Source organism: Gemmatimonadota bacterium (genome assembly GCA_041390125.1).
GTDB lineage: Bacteria > Gemmatimonadota > Gemmatimonadetes > Longimicrobiales > Gaopeijiaceae > JAGQIF01.
Window position 1 is genome coordinate 91,426 of sequence record JAWKQN010000014.1, and the last position, 18,038, is coordinate 109,463.

The 18,038-nt window shown below is 70.1% G+C and carries 16 protein-coding genes; 10 read left to right on the plus strand and 6 right to left on the minus strand.

What is annotated here, in order from left to right:
• Nucleotides 1–4 precede the first annotated feature (4 nt).
• A complete protein-coding gene (locus R3E98_16025; GenBank protein MEZ4424920.1) occupies nt 5–760 on the plus strand; it encodes an ATP-binding cassette domain-containing protein in 756 nt (251 codons plus the stop codon).
• Nucleotides 747–2,387 carry a glycine betaine ABC transporter substrate-binding protein gene (locus R3E98_16030; GenBank protein ID MEZ4424921.1) on the plus strand — a complete coding sequence of 547 codons (1,641 nt, stop codon included), beginning with the start codon at nt 747–749 and terminating at the stop codon, nt 2,385–2,387. Before R3E98_16025 ends, R3E98_16030 begins: the two co-directional genes overlap by 14 nt.
• A gap of 12 nt (nt 2,388–2,399) precedes the next feature.
• On the opposite strand, the gene R3E98_16035 is transcribed toward R3E98_16030, so the two are convergent.
• Nucleotides 2,400–3,209, minus strand: a complete 810-nt coding sequence (locus R3E98_16035) for a hypothetical protein (GenBank protein MEZ4424922.1) — start codon at nt 3,207–3,209, stop codon at nt 2,400–2,402.
• A gap of 268 nt (nt 3,210–3,477) precedes the next feature.
• On the opposite strand from R3E98_16035, the gene tkt reads away from it, so the two are divergent.
• Both tkt and ppsA read left to right on the plus strand, forming a co-directional pair.
• Nucleotides 3,478–5,520 (plus strand): transketolase, encoded by a 2,043-nt coding sequence (gene tkt, locus R3E98_16040; protein MEZ4424923.1) that lies wholly within the window; start codon nt 3,478–3,480, stop codon nt 5,518–5,520.
• A gap of 138 nt (nt 5,521–5,658) precedes the next feature.
• Nucleotides 5,659–8,424 (plus strand): phosphoenolpyruvate synthase, encoded by a 2,766-nt coding sequence (ppsA, locus tag R3E98_16045; protein MEZ4424924.1) that lies wholly within the window; start codon nt 5,659–5,661, stop codon nt 8,422–8,424.
• Nucleotides 8,425–8,503: 79 nt separating this feature from the next.
• Here ppsA and mscL read toward each other — a convergent pair whose 3' ends face one another.
• Nucleotides 8,504–8,947, minus strand: a complete 444-nt coding sequence (gene mscL, locus R3E98_16050; protein ID MEZ4424925.1) for a large conductance mechanosensitive channel protein MscL — start codon at nt 8,945–8,947, stop codon at nt 8,504–8,506.
• Nucleotides 8,948–9,226: 279 nt separating this feature from the next.
• Between mscL and R3E98_16055 the strand changes: the two genes are divergently transcribed.
• The 4 genes from R3E98_16055 to R3E98_16070 all read left to right on the plus strand — a co-directional run bounded on the left by R3E98_16055 (nt 9,227) and on the right by R3E98_16070 (nt 11,956).
• Complete coding sequence (locus R3E98_16055; protein MEZ4424926.1) at nt 9,227–9,835, plus strand: RNA polymerase sigma factor; 609 nt, start codon at nt 9,227–9,229, stop codon at nt 9,833–9,835.
• A 74-nt stretch (nt 9,836–9,909) separates the two neighbouring features.
• Nucleotides 9,910–10,122 carry a hypothetical protein gene (locus R3E98_16060; GenBank protein MEZ4424927.1) on the plus strand — a complete coding sequence of 71 codons (213 nt, stop codon included), beginning with the start codon at nt 9,910–9,912 and terminating at the stop codon, nt 10,120–10,122.
• Complete coding sequence (locus R3E98_16065; GenBank protein MEZ4424928.1) at nt 10,119–10,934, plus strand: hypothetical protein; 816 nt, start codon at nt 10,119–10,121, stop codon at nt 10,932–10,934. The genes R3E98_16060 and R3E98_16065 overlap by 4 nt, the downstream gene beginning before the upstream one ends.
• Before the next feature lie 179 nt (nt 10,935–11,113).
• The gene (locus tag R3E98_16070) at nt 11,114–11,956 is read left to right on the plus strand and encodes a DUF481 domain-containing protein (GenBank protein MEZ4424929.1); all 843 of its coding nucleotides are present in this window, start codon (nt 11,114–11,116) and stop codon (nt 11,954–11,956) included.
• A gap of 240 nt (nt 11,957–12,196) precedes the next feature.
• Here the strand turns inward: R3E98_16070 and rpsN are convergent, their stop codons facing one another.
• Nucleotides 12,197–12,502 (minus strand): 30S ribosomal protein S14, encoded by a 306-nt coding sequence (rpsN, locus tag R3E98_16075; protein MEZ4424930.1) that lies wholly within the window; start codon nt 12,500–12,502, stop codon nt 12,197–12,199.
• Between the two features lie 464 nt (nt 12,503–12,966).
• Here rpsN and R3E98_16080 point away from each other — a divergent pair, with 464 nt between their 5' ends.
• Nucleotides 12,967–13,386 carry a helix-turn-helix transcriptional regulator gene (locus R3E98_16080; GenBank protein ID MEZ4424931.1) on the plus strand — a complete coding sequence of 140 codons (420 nt, stop codon included), beginning with the start codon at nt 12,967–12,969 and terminating at the stop codon, nt 13,384–13,386.
• A 102-nt stretch (nt 13,387–13,488) separates the two neighbouring features.
• On the opposite strand, the gene R3E98_16085 is transcribed toward R3E98_16080, so the two are convergent.
• Together R3E98_16085 and R3E98_16090 are read right to left on the minus strand one after the other, a co-directional pair.
• Nucleotides 13,489–13,848, minus strand: coding sequence for an HIT domain-containing protein (locus tag R3E98_16085; protein ID MEZ4424932.1), 360 nt, complete (start codon nt 13,846–13,848; stop codon nt 13,489–13,491).
• Nucleotides 13,849–14,081: 233 nt separating this feature from the next.
• Nucleotides 14,082–16,055, minus strand: a complete 1,974-nt coding sequence (locus R3E98_16090; GenBank protein MEZ4424933.1) for a DUF5050 domain-containing protein — start codon at nt 16,053–16,055, stop codon at nt 14,082–14,084.
• 377 nt (nt 16,056–16,432) lie between these two features.
• Here R3E98_16090 and R3E98_16095 point away from each other — a divergent pair, with 377 nt between their 5' ends.
• Nucleotides 16,433–17,452, plus strand: a complete 1,020-nt coding sequence (locus R3E98_16095; GenBank protein MEZ4424934.1) for a helix-turn-helix domain-containing protein — start codon at nt 16,433–16,435, stop codon at nt 17,450–17,452.
• Here R3E98_16095 and R3E98_16100 read toward each other — a convergent pair.
• Nucleotides 17,449–17,823, minus strand: a complete 375-nt coding sequence (locus R3E98_16100) for a hypothetical protein (protein ID MEZ4424935.1) — start codon at nt 17,821–17,823, stop codon at nt 17,449–17,451. The genes R3E98_16095 and R3E98_16100 overlap by 4 nt on opposite strands.
• Nucleotides 17,824–18,038 lie beyond the last annotated feature (215 nt).

Genomic DNA, 18,038 nt, shown 5'->3' on the forward strand with positions numbered 1-18,038 from the left:
GACGGTGATCCGTCTGGAGTCGGTGACGCGGTCCTTCCGTCAGGACAACCGGGACGTGGTGGCCGTCCGTGACGTGACGCTGGAGATCCCCGCCGGCGAGACACTCTGCTTGATCGGCGCCAGCGGCTGCGGCAAGACCACGACGCTCAAGCTGGTCAATCGGCTCCTGGAGCCCACCGCCGGCCGCATCCTCGTCGACGGCCAGGACACCGCCCAGATGGACCCGATCCGCCTGCGCCGCCGCATGGGCTACGTGGTGCAGAGCGGAGCGCTGTTCCCCCACCTGACCGTGCGCGCCAACGTGGGGTTGCTGGGACGTGTGGAAGGGTGGAGCCGTGAGCGCACACGTGAGCGGGTCGACGCGCTGCTGTCGCTCGTGCGCCTCCCTCCCGATCGCTTCGGCGACCGGTATCCGGCGGAGCTGTCGGGCGGCCAGGCCCAGCGCGTCGGCGTGGCCCGAGCGCTCGCGCTCGACCCCGAGATCCTTCTGCTGGACGAGCCGTTCGGCGCGCTGGATCCGGTCACGCGCAGGCAGATCCAGGAGGAGTTCCTGGAGCTGGAGCAGGAGGTCCGCAAGACCATGATCCTGGTCACGCACGACCTGGCCGAAGCCTTCCTGCTCGGCGACCGCGTCGCGCTCATGGCGCGCGGCGGCGTGCTGCAGGTGGGCACGCTGGAGGAGTACCGGACCTCGCCCGCGAACGACGAGGTGGCCCGGTTCCTCGAGCGTCACCTGGAGGATCACGGTGCGCTGGCGTAGCGGCGGCGAGCCACCGGGCGCTGCAGACCCGGTCGCGAGACGCGGCCGCCTGTGGCCACGTTGGCTGCTCATCGGCGCGAGCTGGATGGCAGCGGCGCCCGCCGCGCTCGTGGGACAGTCCGACGTCGTGGTGGTGGCGAGCAAGAACTTCACCGAGTCGGCCGTGCTCGGGGAGATCATGGCGCAGATGCTCCGGGCGCACACCGACCTCACCGTCGAGCATCGCCGGAGTCTGGGTGGCACCCTGGTGTGCTTCGAGGCGCTCACCACGGGTCAGGTGGACCTCTACCCGGAGTACACGGGGACCGGCTGGTCCATCCTCCTCGAGGAGGAGGGTCGCATCGACAATCGACTGCAGGCGTTCCTGCACGTCCAGCGCGCGTTCCGGTCCCGCTGGGACCTGGAATGGCTGCCCCCGTTCGGCCTGAACAACACCTATGCGCTGGCCATGGACCCGGACCGCGCCGAGGCCCTGGGCGTCGAGCGCATCTCGGATCTCGCAGACGCCGGGGCGGAGATCTCGGCCGGCTTCAGCATCGAGTTCATGAACCGCCAGGACGGGTGGCCCGGCCTGTCGGCCTTCTACGACCTCGACCTGGAGCGCGTCCGGGCGCTGGAACACGGGCTGGCGTACGACGCCATCCGCACCGGCGCCGTGGACCTGATCGATGCCTACAGCACCGACGGCAAGCTGCTGCGCTACGATCTGCGTGTGTTGGTGGACGACCGCGGCTTCTTCCCACCGTACAACGCCGCGCCGCTCGTGCGGGCCGAGACGCTGGCCGCGCATCCCGAGATCGAGCCGGTGCTGGCCGAGCTCGCCTTCCGCCTCCCCAACACGCGCATCCTGGCGCTCAACGATGCGGTGGAATCGGAAGGCGCCGATCCCGCGGACGTGGCCCGGGCGTTCCTCGAGGAGGAAGGTCTGCTGACGCCGGACGCGGACGGGACCACCGCCTCCGCTTCGCGACGGGAGGGTGGCTTTCCGGCCTTCTTCGCCCGCCGCTGGCAGGAGACGCTGCGCCTCAGCGCCGAGCACCTGCAGCTCACGGGGATCGCGGTGCTGCTGGCCGTGCTGGTGGCCGTCCCGCTCGGGGTCTGGATCACCCGGCATCCGTGGGCGGAGCGCGTGGGCCTGGGTGCGGCCGGGGCCATCCAGACCGTGCCCAGCCTCGCCCTGCTCGCCTTCATGATCGCGGTGCCGGGCCTGGGGCTGTCCACCCGCTCGGCCATCGTGGCGCTGTTCCTCTACTCGATCCTGCCGATCCTGCGCAACACGTACACGGGCATCCGCGGCGTGGACCCCGACCTGATCGAAGCCGCACGGGGTCTGGGCCTCACGGAGCGCCAGATCCTGATCCGCATCCGCCTGCCGCTCGCGACCCGCACGATCCTCGCCGGCGTCCGCACCGCCACCGTCATCAGCATCGGCATCGCCACGCTGGCGGCGTTCATCGGCGCGGGGGGTCTCGGGGAGCCGATCGTCACGGGGCTGTACCTGAACGACACCCGGCTCATCCTCGCGGGCGCGCTGCCCGCCGCCGCGCTGGCCCTGCTCGCCGACCACCTGCTGGGACGGGTCGAGCGGGCGCTCACACCGCGCGGGTTGAGCGCCGGACACGCCTGAGCGGGAGGGCCTTCAGCCCGCTCGGGGCCAGACGGTGCCTCCCGGCTCGATGGGAGGAACGGAGGTGCGCTCGAGCCAACGGAGCGCGGCGGGCGCCACCGCCACGCCGTGCTCCTCGAGCGCACGCGTGCCGAAGCGCACGTTGAACTCCAGCAGATAGGGGAACCCGTCCACGAGCGCCACGTCGAATCCGGCGTGGTCCACACCGAGCGCGGTGGCGACGTCCGTGACGAGGCGGATCGCTTCGTCGGGCACACCGCCCAGCACGATCCGGCCACCCCGGGCCACGTTGGTGTGGAAGCCGCCTTCGGGCGCCTCGCGCCAGTAGGCGAGCAGGACCTCGTCGCCGACCCACACGACGCGCACGTCACGCTCGATGGGCAGGTATTCCTGCACGTACAGCTCCTCGCGGCCCGCGTGCCAGGCGCGCCAGGCGGCCCGGTCGCGGATGAGCCATACCCCCTGCCCCATGCTGCTCCGCCGCTCCTTGGCCACGAAGGGAAAGCGGAGCTCGTCCAGCACCTGCTCGCGGGCCCAGTCCTCGTTGGGGAGGATGAGCGTCTGGGGGGTGTGATGCGGCACCACCGCCTCGAACGCGCGGGTCATCTCCACCTTGTCGTGACCGAGGTGGTAGGTGGCCGCGTTCGGGAAGATGCGCTTGCGCCACGCATACGCGAGCGTGTTGACCTGCCAGTACGCGGGGAAGAGCACCCAATCCGCTGCCCGGACCTGCTCCTGCGCGCGAAACCACGCTTCGGGCTTGAGGACGTCTACGCCCGGCCAGCCGAGCGTGCGGAGGGGATCGAACGAGACGAGGCGCATGGCCGCGAGGGACGGGTGGGATCCAGGATGACGCGCACGGGAGGCACCGCCCGCTCCGCCGCGCGCAAAAGCTAGAACGGGAGCCTCCCCGACGGTACGGGTGGGTGCCCCGCGGGGGACGCCGGTACCGGCCGCCCGCTCCCGGGAGCCGCCTGCGATCGGCAGGCCCCTCACCCCCTCGGCTTGGGGGAAGGCCACCCTCCCCCGGGTCCCCGTCGAGCCCTACCTTAGCGGCCCCACGCACCCTGTCCGTCCACCGCCGGAGCCGATGAGCCAGTCCACGCCGACCCGCCCCGCCCCCGCGCTCGAACGCCTCATGATCGACGCCGTCCGGGTGCTCGCCATGGACGCCGTACAGCAGGCCAACTCCGGGCATCCCGGCACGCCGATGGCCCTGGCGCCACTGGGCTATCTGACGTGGACGCGCCATCTGCGGCACGATCCGGCCGATCCGACGTGGCTGGACCGTGACCGTTTCGTGCTGTCGCTCGGGCACGCCTCGATGCTGGTCTACGCCCTGCTCCACCTGACGGGCTACGACCTGCCGATCGAGGAGATCGTGCGCTTCCGGCAGTGGGGCTCGCGCACCCCCGGGCACCCGGAGTTCGGCCACACGCCCGGCGTCGAGACCACGACGGGACCGCTCGGACAGGGCGTCGCCAACTCCGTGGGCATGGCGCTGGCGGAGCGGTGGCTGGCGGACCGCTTCAATCGGCCCGGTCACACCATCGTGGACCATCGGACCTGGGTGTTCTGCTCCGATGGCGACCTGATGGAGGGCATCTCCCACGAGGCCGCCGCGCTCGCCGGGCACCAGAAGCTCGGGAAGCTGATCTGGGTGTTCGACGACAACCGGATCACCATCGACGGATCGACCGATCTGGCCTCGAGCTCGGACGAGCTGGCCCGCTTCGCATCGTACGGATGGCACGTGCAGCGCGTGGAGGACGGCAACGATCTGGCGGCCATCGATGCCGCGCTGGCGGCGGCGGCCGCCGAGACCGAGCGGCCTTCGCTGATCGGTCTGCGCACCGTGATCGGCTACGGCAGCCCCAACCTGGCGGGCTCCGAGAAGGCGCACGGCGCACCGCTCGGCGCCGACGAGATCCGGGCCACGAAGGAGAGCCTGGGCTACCCGGAGATGGAGCCCTTCTGGGTCTCTCCCGAGGCGCGGGAGGCGTGGGGTGTGGCCCGGAGCCGGGGCGCGGCCCTGCACCGCGACTGGAGCGAGCGCTTCGCCCGCTACCGGACGGAGCATCCGGAGCTGGCGGCGGAGCTGCTACGCGTGATGGCGGGCACGCTGCCCGACGGTTGGGAGGACGACCTCGATCGCGTCGGCACCTCGTCCAAGGCGGATGCCACGCGCGGCCACTCCGGCCGGGTCATCCAGACCCTGGCGGCGCGCGTGCCCGAGCTGGTGGGTGGCTCCGCCGACCTGGCCGGCTCCAACAAGACCACCATCAAGGACGCCGCTCCCCTGCTGCCCGACACCCCGTCCGGTCGCAACGTCTTCTACGGCGTACGCGAGCACGGCATGGGGGGCATCATGAACGGGATGGCCCTGCACGGGGGGATCCGTCCCTTCGGCGGGACCTTCCTGATCTTCTCCGACTACATGCGGCCGTCCATCCGGTTGGCGTCCCTGATGGAGCTGCCGGTCGTGTACGTCTTCTCGCACGACTCGATCGGGTTGGGTGAGGACGGCCCCACCCATCAGCCCATCGAACAGCTGGTGGCGCTGCGGGCCATCCCCGGGCTCGTGGACCTCAGGCCGTGTGACGGCCCGGAGACCGCCGAGGCCTGGCGGGTGGCCGTGGAGCGGAAGGGTCCGTCCTTCCTGGCGCTCACGCGTCAGACGGTCCCCCTGCTCGATCGAGGAGCGGGCGCCGCGAGCGCGGAGGGGCTACGCCGGGGCGGATATGTGCTGATCGAGGCCGAAGGCGGCGCGCCCGACGCGGTGCTGATCGCCAGCGGGTCCGAGGTCGATCTGGCGGTGCAGGCGCGGGCGACGCTGCAGTCGGAGGGGATCGCCACCCGGGTGGTCTCCCTGCCCAGCTGGACGCTCTTCGCGGAGCAGAGCGCGACCTACCGCGACCAGGTCCTGCCGCCCGACGTACGGGCCCGGGTGTCCATCGAGGCGGGATCTACGTTGGGCTGGAGCCGCTGGGTGGGCGAGTCCGGTACGGCGCTGGGCCTGGACCGCTTCGGGGCTTCGGCGCCGTTCGAGGAGCTCTACGCGCAGTTCGGCCTCACGGCCGACGCCGCCGTGGCCGCCGTCCGCTCCTGTCTGAGGACGTCGCCCGCCGGTTGACTGCGCCGGCCGTAAGGTTGGCGGAACAGGGCTTGCACCAGCAGGTTTGGATGGGCCGCGGGCGGCCGACCCCCGAGGCAGGGGGTCCGGCCGCTCCCGACCTGCATGTGCACCCGCCCCTACCGGACCCTGCCGACGATGAGCCAGATCCAGGACCCCCAGGCTTCCGCCACGCCCGGTCGTACCGCCACCCCTGAAGCCCCGACCGATTCCATCCCCGGCGTCCGGGAAACACGGTCCACGGACAAGCCCCTCACGCTCTGGTTCTCCGAGGTGGGGATGGGAGATGCGGGGATCGTCGGGGGGAAGGCCTCGTCCCTGGGCGAGATGTACCGGGCCCTCGTGGCCAAGGGGCTCCGGGTCCCCAACGGGTTCGCCACGACGGTGGAGGCCTGGCAGGTCTTCCTGGACGCGCCGGTCGAGCGGGGCACCTGGGACGGCGTGCTGGAGGCCGAGCACGTGGGTCGGATCCGGCTGGAGGCCCAGCGCGAGCCCACGCTGCGCGCGGCGCTCTCCCGGCTGTTCCGGGACGCCCCCACCGACGACCACCTGGAGATGCACGGCCGCACGGCGCTCGCGCGCGCCTTCGTGAAGGCCACGCCTCTGCCACCGCGTGTGCGGGAGGCGTTGGCCGCCGGCTATGCGCGCCTGACCGACGAGTATGGCGCCGACGTGGACGTGGCGGTGCGCTCCTCGGCCACGCGCGAGGACTCCACCATGGCCTCCTTCGCCGGCCAGTACGAGTCCTTCCTCAACATCTGCGGTCTCGAGCGCGTGCTCGAGGCCTGGAAGGGATGCGCCGCGAGCGCGTTCACCGAGCGCGCCGTCGGCTATCAGCTGTCCCGTGACATGGACCCGCTGGAAGGCGCGCTGTCGGTGGTCGTGATGAAGATGGTGCGCTCGGACCTCGCGTCCTCCGGCGTGATGTTCACCATCGACCCCGATTCCGGCAATCCGAACATCATCCACGTCAGCTCCACCTACGGACTGGGCGAGCTGGTGGTCCAGGGCAGCGTCTCGCCGGACACGGTGCTGCTGTGGAAGGATGCGCTGCGCAAGGGCCGCTTCCCCATCGTCCATCGCACCCTGGGCGCCAAGGACCGCAAGATGGTCTACGCGATGCAGGGCGGCACGGCCACCGAGAGCGTGGACGTGGAGGCCAGCCGCCGGCGGCAGTGGTCGCTCAGGCGCGAGGAGGTGGTCGAGCTCGGCAAGATGGCCCTGCTCATCGAGGAGCATTACGGCCGCCCCATGGACATCGAGTGGGCCAAGGACGGCTACACCGGGGAGCTGTTCATCGTGCAGGCCCGCCCGGAGACCGTCCACGGGGAGGACGGGCACACCACGCTGCGCACCTACACCATGGATCCAGACCTGGTGCGCTCGCTCAAGAAGAAGGGCCAGGTGCTGGCCACGGGGAGCGCAGTGGGGACGCGGATCGCCTCCGGCAAGGTGCGCGTGTACAAGAGCTACGAGGAGGTCATCGTCCGCAAGCGGGCCCTGCGCACGCAGATCAAGGAAGGCCACGCGGTCCAGGATCTGCCGGCGGAGCAGCACGTGTTCGATCCCGGCGACGTGCTCGTCACGGAGATGACGACGCCGGATTGGGAGCCGCTCATGCGCGAGGCCTCCCTCATCGTCACCGAGAAGGGCGGCCGGACCTCGCACGCGGCCATCGTGGCCCGCGAGTTCGGGATCCCCGCCATCGTGGGCTGCGAGGACGCGACGAAGATCCTGCAGCCGCTGATGGAGGTGACCGGCTCCTGCGCGGAGGGGGAGACCGGCTATGTGTACGCCGGCATCCATCCGTTCCAGGTGGAGGAGGTGGACATCGGCGAGATCGGGGAGATGCAGACCCAGGTCAAGCTGAACGTGGGGTTCCCCGACAAGGCCCTGCACGACGCCATGCTGCCGAGCGACGGCGTGGGTCTGGCGCGGCTCGAGTTCATCCTCACCGCGCAGGTGGGCATCCATCCGCTCGCGCTGCTCTACTTCGAGGAGCTGCGCGACTATGCCGGCGGCGGGCCGCTGGCGCCCGAGCTCGAGCCCTACCGCGAGCGCCTGGAGCGTGAGGGCCGCAAGGAGCTGCGCGCCCTGGTGGGCGCCATCGAGCGCCGGACGCCGGCGTATGCCGACCGGCGTGAGTTCTTCGTGGATCAGGTGCGCTACGGCGTGGCGTTGATCTGCGCGGCGTTCTATCCCAGGCCCGTGCTCGTGCGCTTGTCCGACCTGAAGTCCAACGAGTACCGCGACCTGCTCGGAGGACGCCTCTTCGAGCCGGTGGAGGAGAACCCGATGATCGCGTGGCGTGGCGCCTCGCGGTATCTCGACCCCGCGTTCACGCCGGCCTTCGACATGGAGTGCGATGCGCTGCGCTTCGTGCGCCAGCAGATCGGGCTGGACAACCTGCAGCTCATGGTGCCCTTCTGCCGCACGCCCGAGGAAGGGCGCGCGGTCGTGGATCTGCTCGACCAGCGAGGTCTGTCCTACCGTGCGGGCGTCCCGCTGTATCTGATGATCGAGCTACCCTCCAACGTGATCGAGGCGGAGCGCTTCATCGAGGAGATGAAGCTGGCAGGTGGATCCATCGGCTCCAACGACCTGGTGCAGACGGTGTATGCCGTCTCCCGTGACGACCTGGAGGGCTATCGCCACCCCGTGGACGCACGCTCCCCCGCGGTCAAGTCGATGATCCGGACCGCGGTGCGTGCGTTCCAGGAGAAGGGTCTGGAGATCGGGATCTGCGGCCAGGCTCCGTCCGACCACCCGGACGAGATCCCGGCGTTCCTGGTGGAGGCGGGGATCACGTCGATGTCGGTCACGCCGGACACGCTCGTACCCGTGCGGATGGCGGTCTCCCAGGCGGAGCAGCAGCCTCGCGGGGGGAACGCCGGCACGCACTGACCGATGCAGCGGGTGCGAAAACGGGGTGGGGACCCGACGTCCCCCACCCCGTTTCTGCGTTCAGCGGCCCGGCGTCCGTTCAGATCACCGGCGTCTTGGTCCGCGCCAGGAGATCGCGGATCTCGGTGAGCAGGACGACGTCCGCGGGAGGCGCTGCCGGCGGGGGCGGCGCAGCCTCCTCCTTGCGCTTGGCGGCATTGTAGCCCTTCACGAGCATGAAGGTCGCTCCCGCCACCATCAGGAAGGTGATGACCTCGTTGATGAACTTGCCCCAGTTGAGGGTCACGGCGCCCGCCTCCTCGGCGGCCGCCATGGTGAGGTAGGGACCGGGGGTCGTCCCCTCCTTCAGTACGGCGAACAACTGGGTGAAGTCGAAGCCGCCCACGCCGAGCCCGACGACCGGGCTGACGATGTCGGCGACGAGAGAGCCCACGACGGTGGTGAACGCGGCGCCGATGATGATGCCGACCGCCATGTCGAACATGTTGCCCTTCAGGGCGAACTCCTTGAACTCCTTGAGCACCTTGAGCCTCCTTCCGAGGTGCCGGACTCCGCGAGCGGCGACCCCCCGGCCGACCGCCCGGAGCGCCTTCCGGCGCTCCGCGGCCAAGCTATCAGGGGAGCGCCGGCCACCGCCACCGGCCCGGTCCCCACCGCGCTGGACCCCCACGGACCACACGGTGCAGCGTGCACACGCCTTGCGCGGCGCGGGCGCCGGCGCCTTCTTTCCTGCGACTCCGCGCGTCGTCCCCCGGCGCCGGAGCTTCTCCGCACGCAGAAAACCACCCCCGGGACAGGCCGGATGCAGGACGAGCGGCTCCCACCTTCCCCGATCTCCGACGACGAGCTGGTGCAGCGGGCGCTCGCGAGCGGACGCGGCGACCTGCGCGCGTTCGACGAGTTGGTCCGCCGCCACCAGGAGCGGATCTCCGCCAATTGCCGCTACCTCACCGGATCGCGCGACGACGCGCCCGACCTTACCCAGGAGGTGTTCGTCAAAGCCTATTTCGGCCTGCGCGGCTTCGAAGGGCGCGCCCAGTTCGGCACCTGGCTGCAGCGCATCAAGGTCAACCACTGCCTCAACTTCATGGATCGGCGCAAGCGTGAGCGCCTCGAGGCGCTCGACGACGTACCCGCAGCGGCCTCCGGACCGCTGACGGTGCAACCGGAGGCCGACGGAGAGCTGCAGCGGCAGGAGCACCGCAGGGCCATCCACGCCGTGCTGTCGGAGATGAACGACACGCTGCGCGTGCCCTTGATCATGTGTGACATGGACGAATTGTCGTACCAGGAGATCGCCGAGGCGCTGGGCATCGGGCTGTCGGCGGTGAAGATGCGCATCAAGCGCGGCCGCGAGGAATTCCGCCGCCGCTACGAGGCGTTGCAGGACGTGCACGCGATGGCCAGCTGAGCGGGCGATCCGTGCCGGAGGACACCCACCCCCGAGAAGACGAACCCCTCACGGACGACGAGCTCGGCCCACCCGTGGTCGAGCTGCGCACCCTGAGGGACCCGGTTCCGCCGGCCGTGCTGGCGAGGATCGGCAACACCATCCGGCGCCGGGAGTTGGCGGCGGACGTCACGCGCTTCTGGCTCTGGACGCCGTTCCTCGTGCTCATGGAGTACGTGGGGGCGGCCTTCGAGAGCCTGGACTCCAGGGGAAGCACCCTCAAGGAAGGTGGGACGGACGACGCATGAACGAGATGCGAGAGCAGTTGACGGTGGCGTTCCGCGACCTCGGCCTGAGCCTGGTGGCGGGGATCCCCAAGCTGGTGCTGGCACTGATCCTCCTGGTGGTGGCGGTCGTCATCTCCCGGGTGGTGGCCGCCTTCGTACGCCTCGTGCTGCGGCGCGTCGGGCTGGACGGGCTGGTGACCCGTAGCGGGCTGGATCGCTCCCTGCGACAGCTCGGCATCACGGCTCCGCTGTCGCAGATCCTGCCCAAGGTCGTCTACTATCTCCTGCTGATCCTGCTGGCGCGGGCGGCCGCGGATGGTCTGGGGCTCACGTCGGTCTCCTCCGCGATCGGCACCTTCATGGGCTATCTGCCCAACGTCTTCGCGGCCGCCGTGATCCTGGTGCTGGGGAGCGCCGCCGCGCAGTTCGCCGGACGTGCCGTCACCCAGGCAGCCGCCAACTCCGGCATCGAGTTCGCCAGCTCGCTCGGAGGCATGGTGGGCGCCGTGGTCCTGGCGATCGTCGGCATCATGGCCATCGGTCAGCTCCAGGTGGAGACCGACATCGTCCGCATCGTGGTGACGGCCCTCCTGGTGGGCATGGCCGCGGCCTTCGCGCTGTCCTTCGGCCTCGGCAGCCGACGCATCACGCTCAACATCATCGCCGGATTCTACGCCCGGAAGACGTTCCAGATCGGCCAGGAGATGGAGATCCGGGGCGAGCGGGGCGTGCTCAAGGCCATCACGCCCACGCAGACGCTCCTGGACCAGGACGGCCGCACCGTGGCGGTGGCCAACACCACGTTCCTGGACGAGGTGGTCAAGCAGGGGTAGGCGACGCGCTGCAGGTGCGGCTCGACCCGTCGACCCGCGGCCGCGCCTTCGCGCTCCGACCGCCCCGTGTGACTTTTCCAGCCATCCACCGCTCCGTCGCACGAGGCGCCGGAGGGACGGAGGGAGCTCCCGTACCCCCGGGGAGCGCATCGAACCGAACCACAGGAGACAGATCGGACATGTCGGGTCTTCGATACGGAATCGCGCTGGCGTGGCTGGCCGCGGGGATGGCCGCCCCCCTGGCCGCCCAGGACGAACGGCCGCTGGGCTGGGCGGATCAGGCCGAGCTCACGTTCGTGATGACGGGGGGGAACGCCTCGGCCAGCACCCTGGGCCTCAAGAACACCCTGCTCTACAACTGGCCCCGGGCCACCTTCCAGCTCGCGGCGGGGGGTGTACGCACGGAATCGGGGATCATCACGCGGACGGCGACCGGCACGTCGACCGACTTCGACGTCGTCGAGGACACCAACAACGAGTTGACCGCGGAGAACTACTACCTGCGTTCGCGCTATGATCATCAGGTCGGAAGCGCCGCCTACCTGTTCGGAGGCGCGGGCTGGAACCGCAACACGTTCGCCGGGATCCAGAACCGGTACAACTTCGTGAGCGGCGCGGGCCGCGCCTGGGTGGACACGGAGGATCGCCGGTTCAAGACCGATCTCGGCCTCACGTACACCATCCAGGACGACGTGGTCGAGGATCCGACCTCCCAGGACTCGTTCCTCGGCCTGCGGGCGGAGTACGACGCCCTGCGCCGTCTCACGGAGACCACTGTGTTCGCGAGCACGCTGGGCGTGGACGAGAACCTGAACGAGACGTCCGATCTGCGGGCGGATTGGACCAATTCGTTGACCGTCACCATGTCGGCCAACCTCGCCATCAAGACCAGCCTCCAGCTGCTCTTCGACAACGAGCCTTCCCTGGTGGAGGTCCCGCTGGCCTCGGGCACCGGGACGGTCCTGACGCCGCTCGGGAAGACCGATTCCGTCTTCACCGTCGCGGTGGTGGCGAGCTTCTGAGCCTCCACGACCGGGGGGCGGCCCGGTAGGGGCCGCCCCGACCGGCACCCCTCGCGCGCCCCAGGGCGGGCTACCTCGGGAACCCCGCCCGCATCGCGGCCGCGGGAGCTGGTTGCCTGACGGGTCGGGGCGCCCGGGACGGAAGGGGGTCACGTCCGGATACACGAAGGCCGCCGGCTCCCACGAGCCGGCGGCCTTTCGTCCCTACGGCGTCCCCGGGTGACCCGGGTCCGCGATTCCCTACCAGCTGGACTTGCGGACCCCGGGGATCATCCCTTCGAGGGCGTTGTCCCGGAACGCGATCCGGGAGAGCCCGAACCGGCGCAGGTACGCCCGCGGGCGACCCGAGAACTGGCAGCGGTTGCGGACGCGCACGGGGCTGGCGTCACGCGGCATCTTGCGGATCTTGGCCTGGGCCTCGCGCTTCTCCAGCGAGGTGGCGTCGGGATCCTTCATGATGGCGATCAGGGCCCGCCGGCGCTCCGCGTAGCGCTGGACCAGCTCCTGCCGCTTCTCGTTCTTTTCGATCTTGCCTTTCTTGGCCATGTACGTCCCGGGTCTTTTCCGTGTAGTCGAGCCGGGAAAGATAGCGCCACGGGGGATGGGGCGCCAACCCCAGCCGGGTCCCTCTCCAGGGGAGCGGTTCCTCCCGCCGGGCGCGGCTGGCGGGGGCTCCAGCCCCCGAGCCCCCTCCCCCACGCCCCCCGACCCGACGGACGCCCCTCCTGGCCTGCGCCCACGCCGATCGGGCCCTTCCGCAGGCAACGGAACGGGTCGTCCAGCGCCCCTCGGAGAGCGGCGGTCGGGTGGGGCCCCACGGCTTCCCCGGACCCGATGGTCAGGCGCCCGGAGGTCCTAATCCGCAGTGGGGACAACGCCTACGCCAGAGCCCGCGAAGGGCGCCGCCCGGACCCCTGGCCCGTCGCTTGCCGGGTCCGTGGGCGGCCAATACGTTGGTGCCCGTTCGACCAGGGCACGCTCGCACCGGGCGCGCCCCATGTAGGAGTTTGATGAAGGACGAGCCGGAATTGATCACCTCCCCCGTCGGTGACGTCCTCGCGGGTTTCCGCGATCGCTTGCGCCTGGCGATGAGCGTTCGAGGCATCACGCAGACCGAACTTGGCAAACGCATCGGAGTGCGGCAGGCCACCGTGAGCCAGTGGCTGAGCCGGACCAATCCATCCGAGCCCAAAGCGGACCAGCTGCTGCGCCTCCCCGACGCGCTGGGCATCAACGGCCACTGGTTGTTGACCGGGCGCGGCTCCATGGACGACACGCCCGGAGACGTCGAGGCCAAGCTGGAGGCCATCCGCCGCATCCTCGACGCCGACGTGGCCCGCGCCGCGGGTCTGAAGCGGCGCAACGAACAGGACCTGCGCGGTCCCAACGGCGGCGACGGTCGACTGAGCCCCGGGCCGAACGGCGTCTAGGCGTTCGCGGAGGGGGCCGTGCGGCTCCAGCCCTCCCGCGGGGCGCCCGGGGGTCCGGTTCCGGCGGGGTCCGCGAGTCGCGGGTCGTCCCGGCGTGCCCCTTCAGCCCCCGGCCCGGCTCAGCATGGGGCCGAGGGGTCTGCCCCCCACCAGGTGCAGATGCAGGTGGAACACCTCCTGCCCCCCGTGCGCGCGGCAGTTGATGAGCAGGCGGTAGCCATCTTCGGCGATCCCCTCCTGCCGCGCGAGCTCCGCCGCCACCCGCACCATCCGCCCGACCACGGCTTCGTCCGCCTCGGACACATCGTCGGCCGTCGGGATCACATGATTCGGGACGATCAGGATGTGGACCGGCGCCTGCGGATGGATGTCCCGGAACGCGGTCACGAGGTCGTCCTGGTGGACGATGTCAGCCGGGATCTCCCCGCGGACGATGCGGGCGAAGAGCGTGTCGTCACTCATGGGTCGGTGGGTTGGGGAGGCGGTCCTCCGGGATGATCGCCCCCGCGTTGGACGCGGGGGTGGACACCCGAGCTTAGTGGCAGGGAGCGCAGCGCGCACCGCGCCCCGACGTAGCTCGGCCTCCCCACCCGAAGGGCAGGGAGGCCGAAGGAGGCGGGACCACACGTAGGGGATCGAGTCGGACGCCACGAAGGGCGAGGGTGGTACACCCCTCCGCGGGCCCCGCACTCCAACTAGCGCATGATGCCCCACGACGGATCCCGGTCGTTCGCGGGATCGTTCGTCAGGTTCACCGCGCCCGTGCCATCGGCATTCATCCAGTAGATCTCCCCGTTGCCGTCCCGGTCGGTCCCGAAGGTCAGCGCGCTGCCATCGGGCGACCAGCTGGGCCGCGAGTCGGCCCCGGAATCATTGGTGACATTGACGGCGTTCGAGCCGTCCGCGTCACCGACGTAGATCTCGTCGTTGCCGTCGCGGTCCGTCACCCAGGCGAGCTGGGTGCCGTCGGGCGACCACGCCGGCTGCGTGTCCTTCCCGGCGTCGTTGGACAGGTTGGTCTGGTTCTGACCATCCACGTCCATCGTGTAGACCTCGCTGTTCCCGTCGCGATCCGTCGCGAACGCGATCTGCGTCCCGTCGAAGGAGAACGTGGGCCAGGAGTCGTCGCCCGCATCGCCGGTGAGGTTCACGTTGCCCGTCCCGTCCGCGTTCATCACGTAGATCTCACCGTTGCCGTCCCGATCGGTACGGTAGGCGATGCGCGTCCCGTCCGACGACCAGGCGGGCTGCGAGTCGTCTCCGGGATCGTTGGTCAGGTTCACGAGCCCGGTGCCATCGGCATTGACGACGTAGATCTCGCCGTTGCCGTCGCGCTCGGACCGGAAGGCCACCCGGGTCGAATCCGGCGACCACACCGCCTGTCCATCTGCCGCGGCGTCGTTGCTCAGATTCACGAGACCGGTGCCGTCCGTCTGGACGATGTAGACCTCGTCGTTGCCGTCGCGGTCGGTGGTGAAGACGATCCGCTCCTGGCTGACGCTCGCGGGCGGTGTGCAGGCCACGGCGAAGGCTACGGAAGCGGTGTCATTGCCCACCAGAGTGATGGTGGTGGTGTCCGCCGGTGCGGCCGTGCAGTTGCTGGCCAGGCCCGCGAGCTGCACGAGGTTCGCACCCGCCGTCACCGGAGAGAAGGTCACCGTGTCGTTCACTCCGATGGAGTCCGTCACCCCACCCACCGTGATGGTGTAGCCATCCGGATCGATGTCCACGGAATCACCCGTGGTGGTGGTGGAGACGATCACCGTCCCGCTCGTCTGCTGCGGGAGCTGACACGTGACCGAGAAGTCGGCCGTCGCGCTGTCGTTGCCGACCAGCGTGATGGACGCGGTATCCGCGGCCGCCGTGCAGTTCGCGGCCAGGCCGGACAGCGTCACCGTGCTGGTCCCGGCGGGAATGCCGGTCAGCGACAGCGTGTCGTTGATCCCGATCGGCTCCACCACGGACCCGATCGTGACGGTGTAGCCGTCGACGTCCAGGCTGTCGCCCGTGGTCGTGGTGGTCACGATCACCGTGCCGCTGTCCGTCACGGGCGCCGCGCAGGCGATCTGGAACTCCGCCGTCGCCAGGGCGCCGGCAGTCACACTCACGCTCTGCGAATCCGCGGCTGCCACGCAATTGGCCGCCAGACCCTCGAGGGTCACGAACTGATCGCCCTCGTCGACCCCGCTGAAGGTCACCGAATCGTTGGCGCCGATCGAGGCACTGTCCGTCCCGAGCCGGACCAGGTATCCGTCCGCATCGATACTGTCCCCGGTCGTGATGGTCCGCACCAGGACGTCCCCACCGAGGCCCGTGCAGTTGACCGTGAAGGCCGCTTCCGCGGTATCCCCGGCCACCACCGTGACCGCCAGCGGATTGGTCTGGCCGACCGTGCAGTTCGCGGCGACGTCGCCCAGGAGGACCGAGCGTGAGCCCGCATCCACGTTGTTGATCACCAGGACGCCCGCGTTGGGATCCACCTGGAGGGCGCTGCCGCCGTCGACGGAGACGGTGTAGCCGTCGTCGTCCACGTCCTGTCCAACCGTCGCGACGCTGACGCGGATCGAGCCCGTCTCCGGCTCGAGTGGCCCCTCGTCGTCATCGCACGCTCCGACTCCCCACGCGAGCGCTGCCATGAGCAGCGCCCATCGAGTCCCCACCCTGTTCATCACGTCACTCCTGTTCTGGTGTTCTGGCGAGAGCCCCCGACCCGAACTCGGGCCGGAGGTCGTGTTTCGCTGTAGCGTTTCCGAAACGAACCTGACCCATCCTGGCCCACCGGGGGTGCGGACCGATCAGGGGTTCGGTGACGCGGGAGCGCTCCCCCCGCCACCCGGAATCGGCCCATTGCGACAGGCCATTCCGTCCGCGACGCACTGCCACCTCCTCCTTTCGACTCCAGGGCGCCGCGTGGGAACGCATCGTGCGTTCAGAGGCGCACGACGCGGTTCCTGCGTCTTGTTCCACCATCCCCCCCTGGGCGTGCTGCATGCATCCGGAAGCCGATTCGACGGCTCCCACTCCAGGTGAGGAGCCCGGTACGCTGTTGCTTCGCCGTATCCTCGAGGCAGGCGGTCCCGCCATCGCGGTGGGGCGCCAATCGCCTCTGCTGGCGGTGCTGCGTGATCTGTCCATCCTGAGCGCGACGCGTGCGCCCGCCGTGTTCTGGGGCGAGGCCGGAAGCGGTCGCCGCACCCTCGCGCGCGCCCTGCACGCCCTGAGCGGCAGGGCCGATCAACCGTGGGTGCGCCTGCGAGCGGTCCAGGACGGCCGCGCCGCGGCGCCGGCGTCGCTCTCCGTCGAGCACGACGGCAAACGCCCGCGCACCGACCTGGCGGCCTTCTCGGACCTCCCCCACCTGCTCTCCGAGGCACACGCCGGGACGCTGCTGCTGGAGGGCCTCACCGGCATTCCGGCGCTGGCCCAGGAGCAGCTCGTCGGGTTGCTCGACCGCCTGCACGCGGTCGGGGAGGTCGCGGACGACCTCCCGCGCGTGCTCGCCATCTGCGATGAAGAGCCGTTGACGCTGGTGGAGGACGGCGACCTCAGCGAGGAGCTCTACTATCGGCTGGGCGTGTTCGTCCTGGCCGTGCCGGCCCTCCGCGAGCGTGAATCCGACATCGTCGCCATCGCCCAACACGTGGTCCGGCAGGCCAACGGGCTGCACCGGTTGTCCGTGCGTGGCCTCGATGAGGCCACCCTGGAGCGGCTGCGCCAGGCGCCCTGGCCCGGAAATGTCCCGGAGTTGCGCCGCACCGTCGAGCACGCCGCCATCCGGGCACGGAGTGGATGGATCCGTCCCCACCACCTCCCGCAGGAGGTGGGGGGCCCGGACTCGGCTTCCCCCCCGACGCGCCTCGTGCTCCCGGTCGGGATCACGGCGGCCGACGCGGAGCGTCGGCTCATCCTGGCGACGTTGGAGCAGACCGGCTTCAACAAGACCGAAGCCGCGCGCCGTCTCGGAATGGACGTGAAGACCGTACGGAACAAGCTCAAGTCCTACGATCTTTCCGAGCGCAACCGTCGCAGGCGCGATCGAAGCTCGAGTCCGGGCCGGAAGCACTAGCGGCCGCTCGACTCGACGGTCAGCGTCCCTGTGCAGACCATGTCCTCACCACCGCGGAACGTGATCTCCCACTCACCCGCGGTTGCACCGGACGTGTCGAGCTCCAGCGAATTGCGCTGCGCATCGTAGGCGCCGGGCTCGATCCCGCTGCCTTCCTGCGCCTCGACCATACCCACCTCCCCGATCGGCTCACTCATCTCCACCAGCACCGACACGGCGTCCTCGGACGCGCGCACCGAGCCGGGAGTGAAGGTCGCCATGCAAGCTTCCTGCGCGACCGGGCCGGGCGTGAACGCCGCGGTGGCTGCGATGGCGGCCACGGCCGCGAAACCACCGAGCGAGGAACGGAGGGTCCAGGTTCTATCGATCATCGTTGCTGCCTCCCGAAGGGTTGAGCGTTCGACAGAAGGAGGGGGCAGAGCGCATGCCGAAGCGGACCGCACCGCCAAAACGCTGCGACACAACGAGTTGCGGGTAAGTGCCCTGCTTTGGCCGCGCAAAGTGCGCGCCGGATCGATCAGGGAGAAGCGCCGCGCTTGTATGGAATCAGGTCGGGAAATCTTCCCCGCCCGCCATCGTGTTGCGC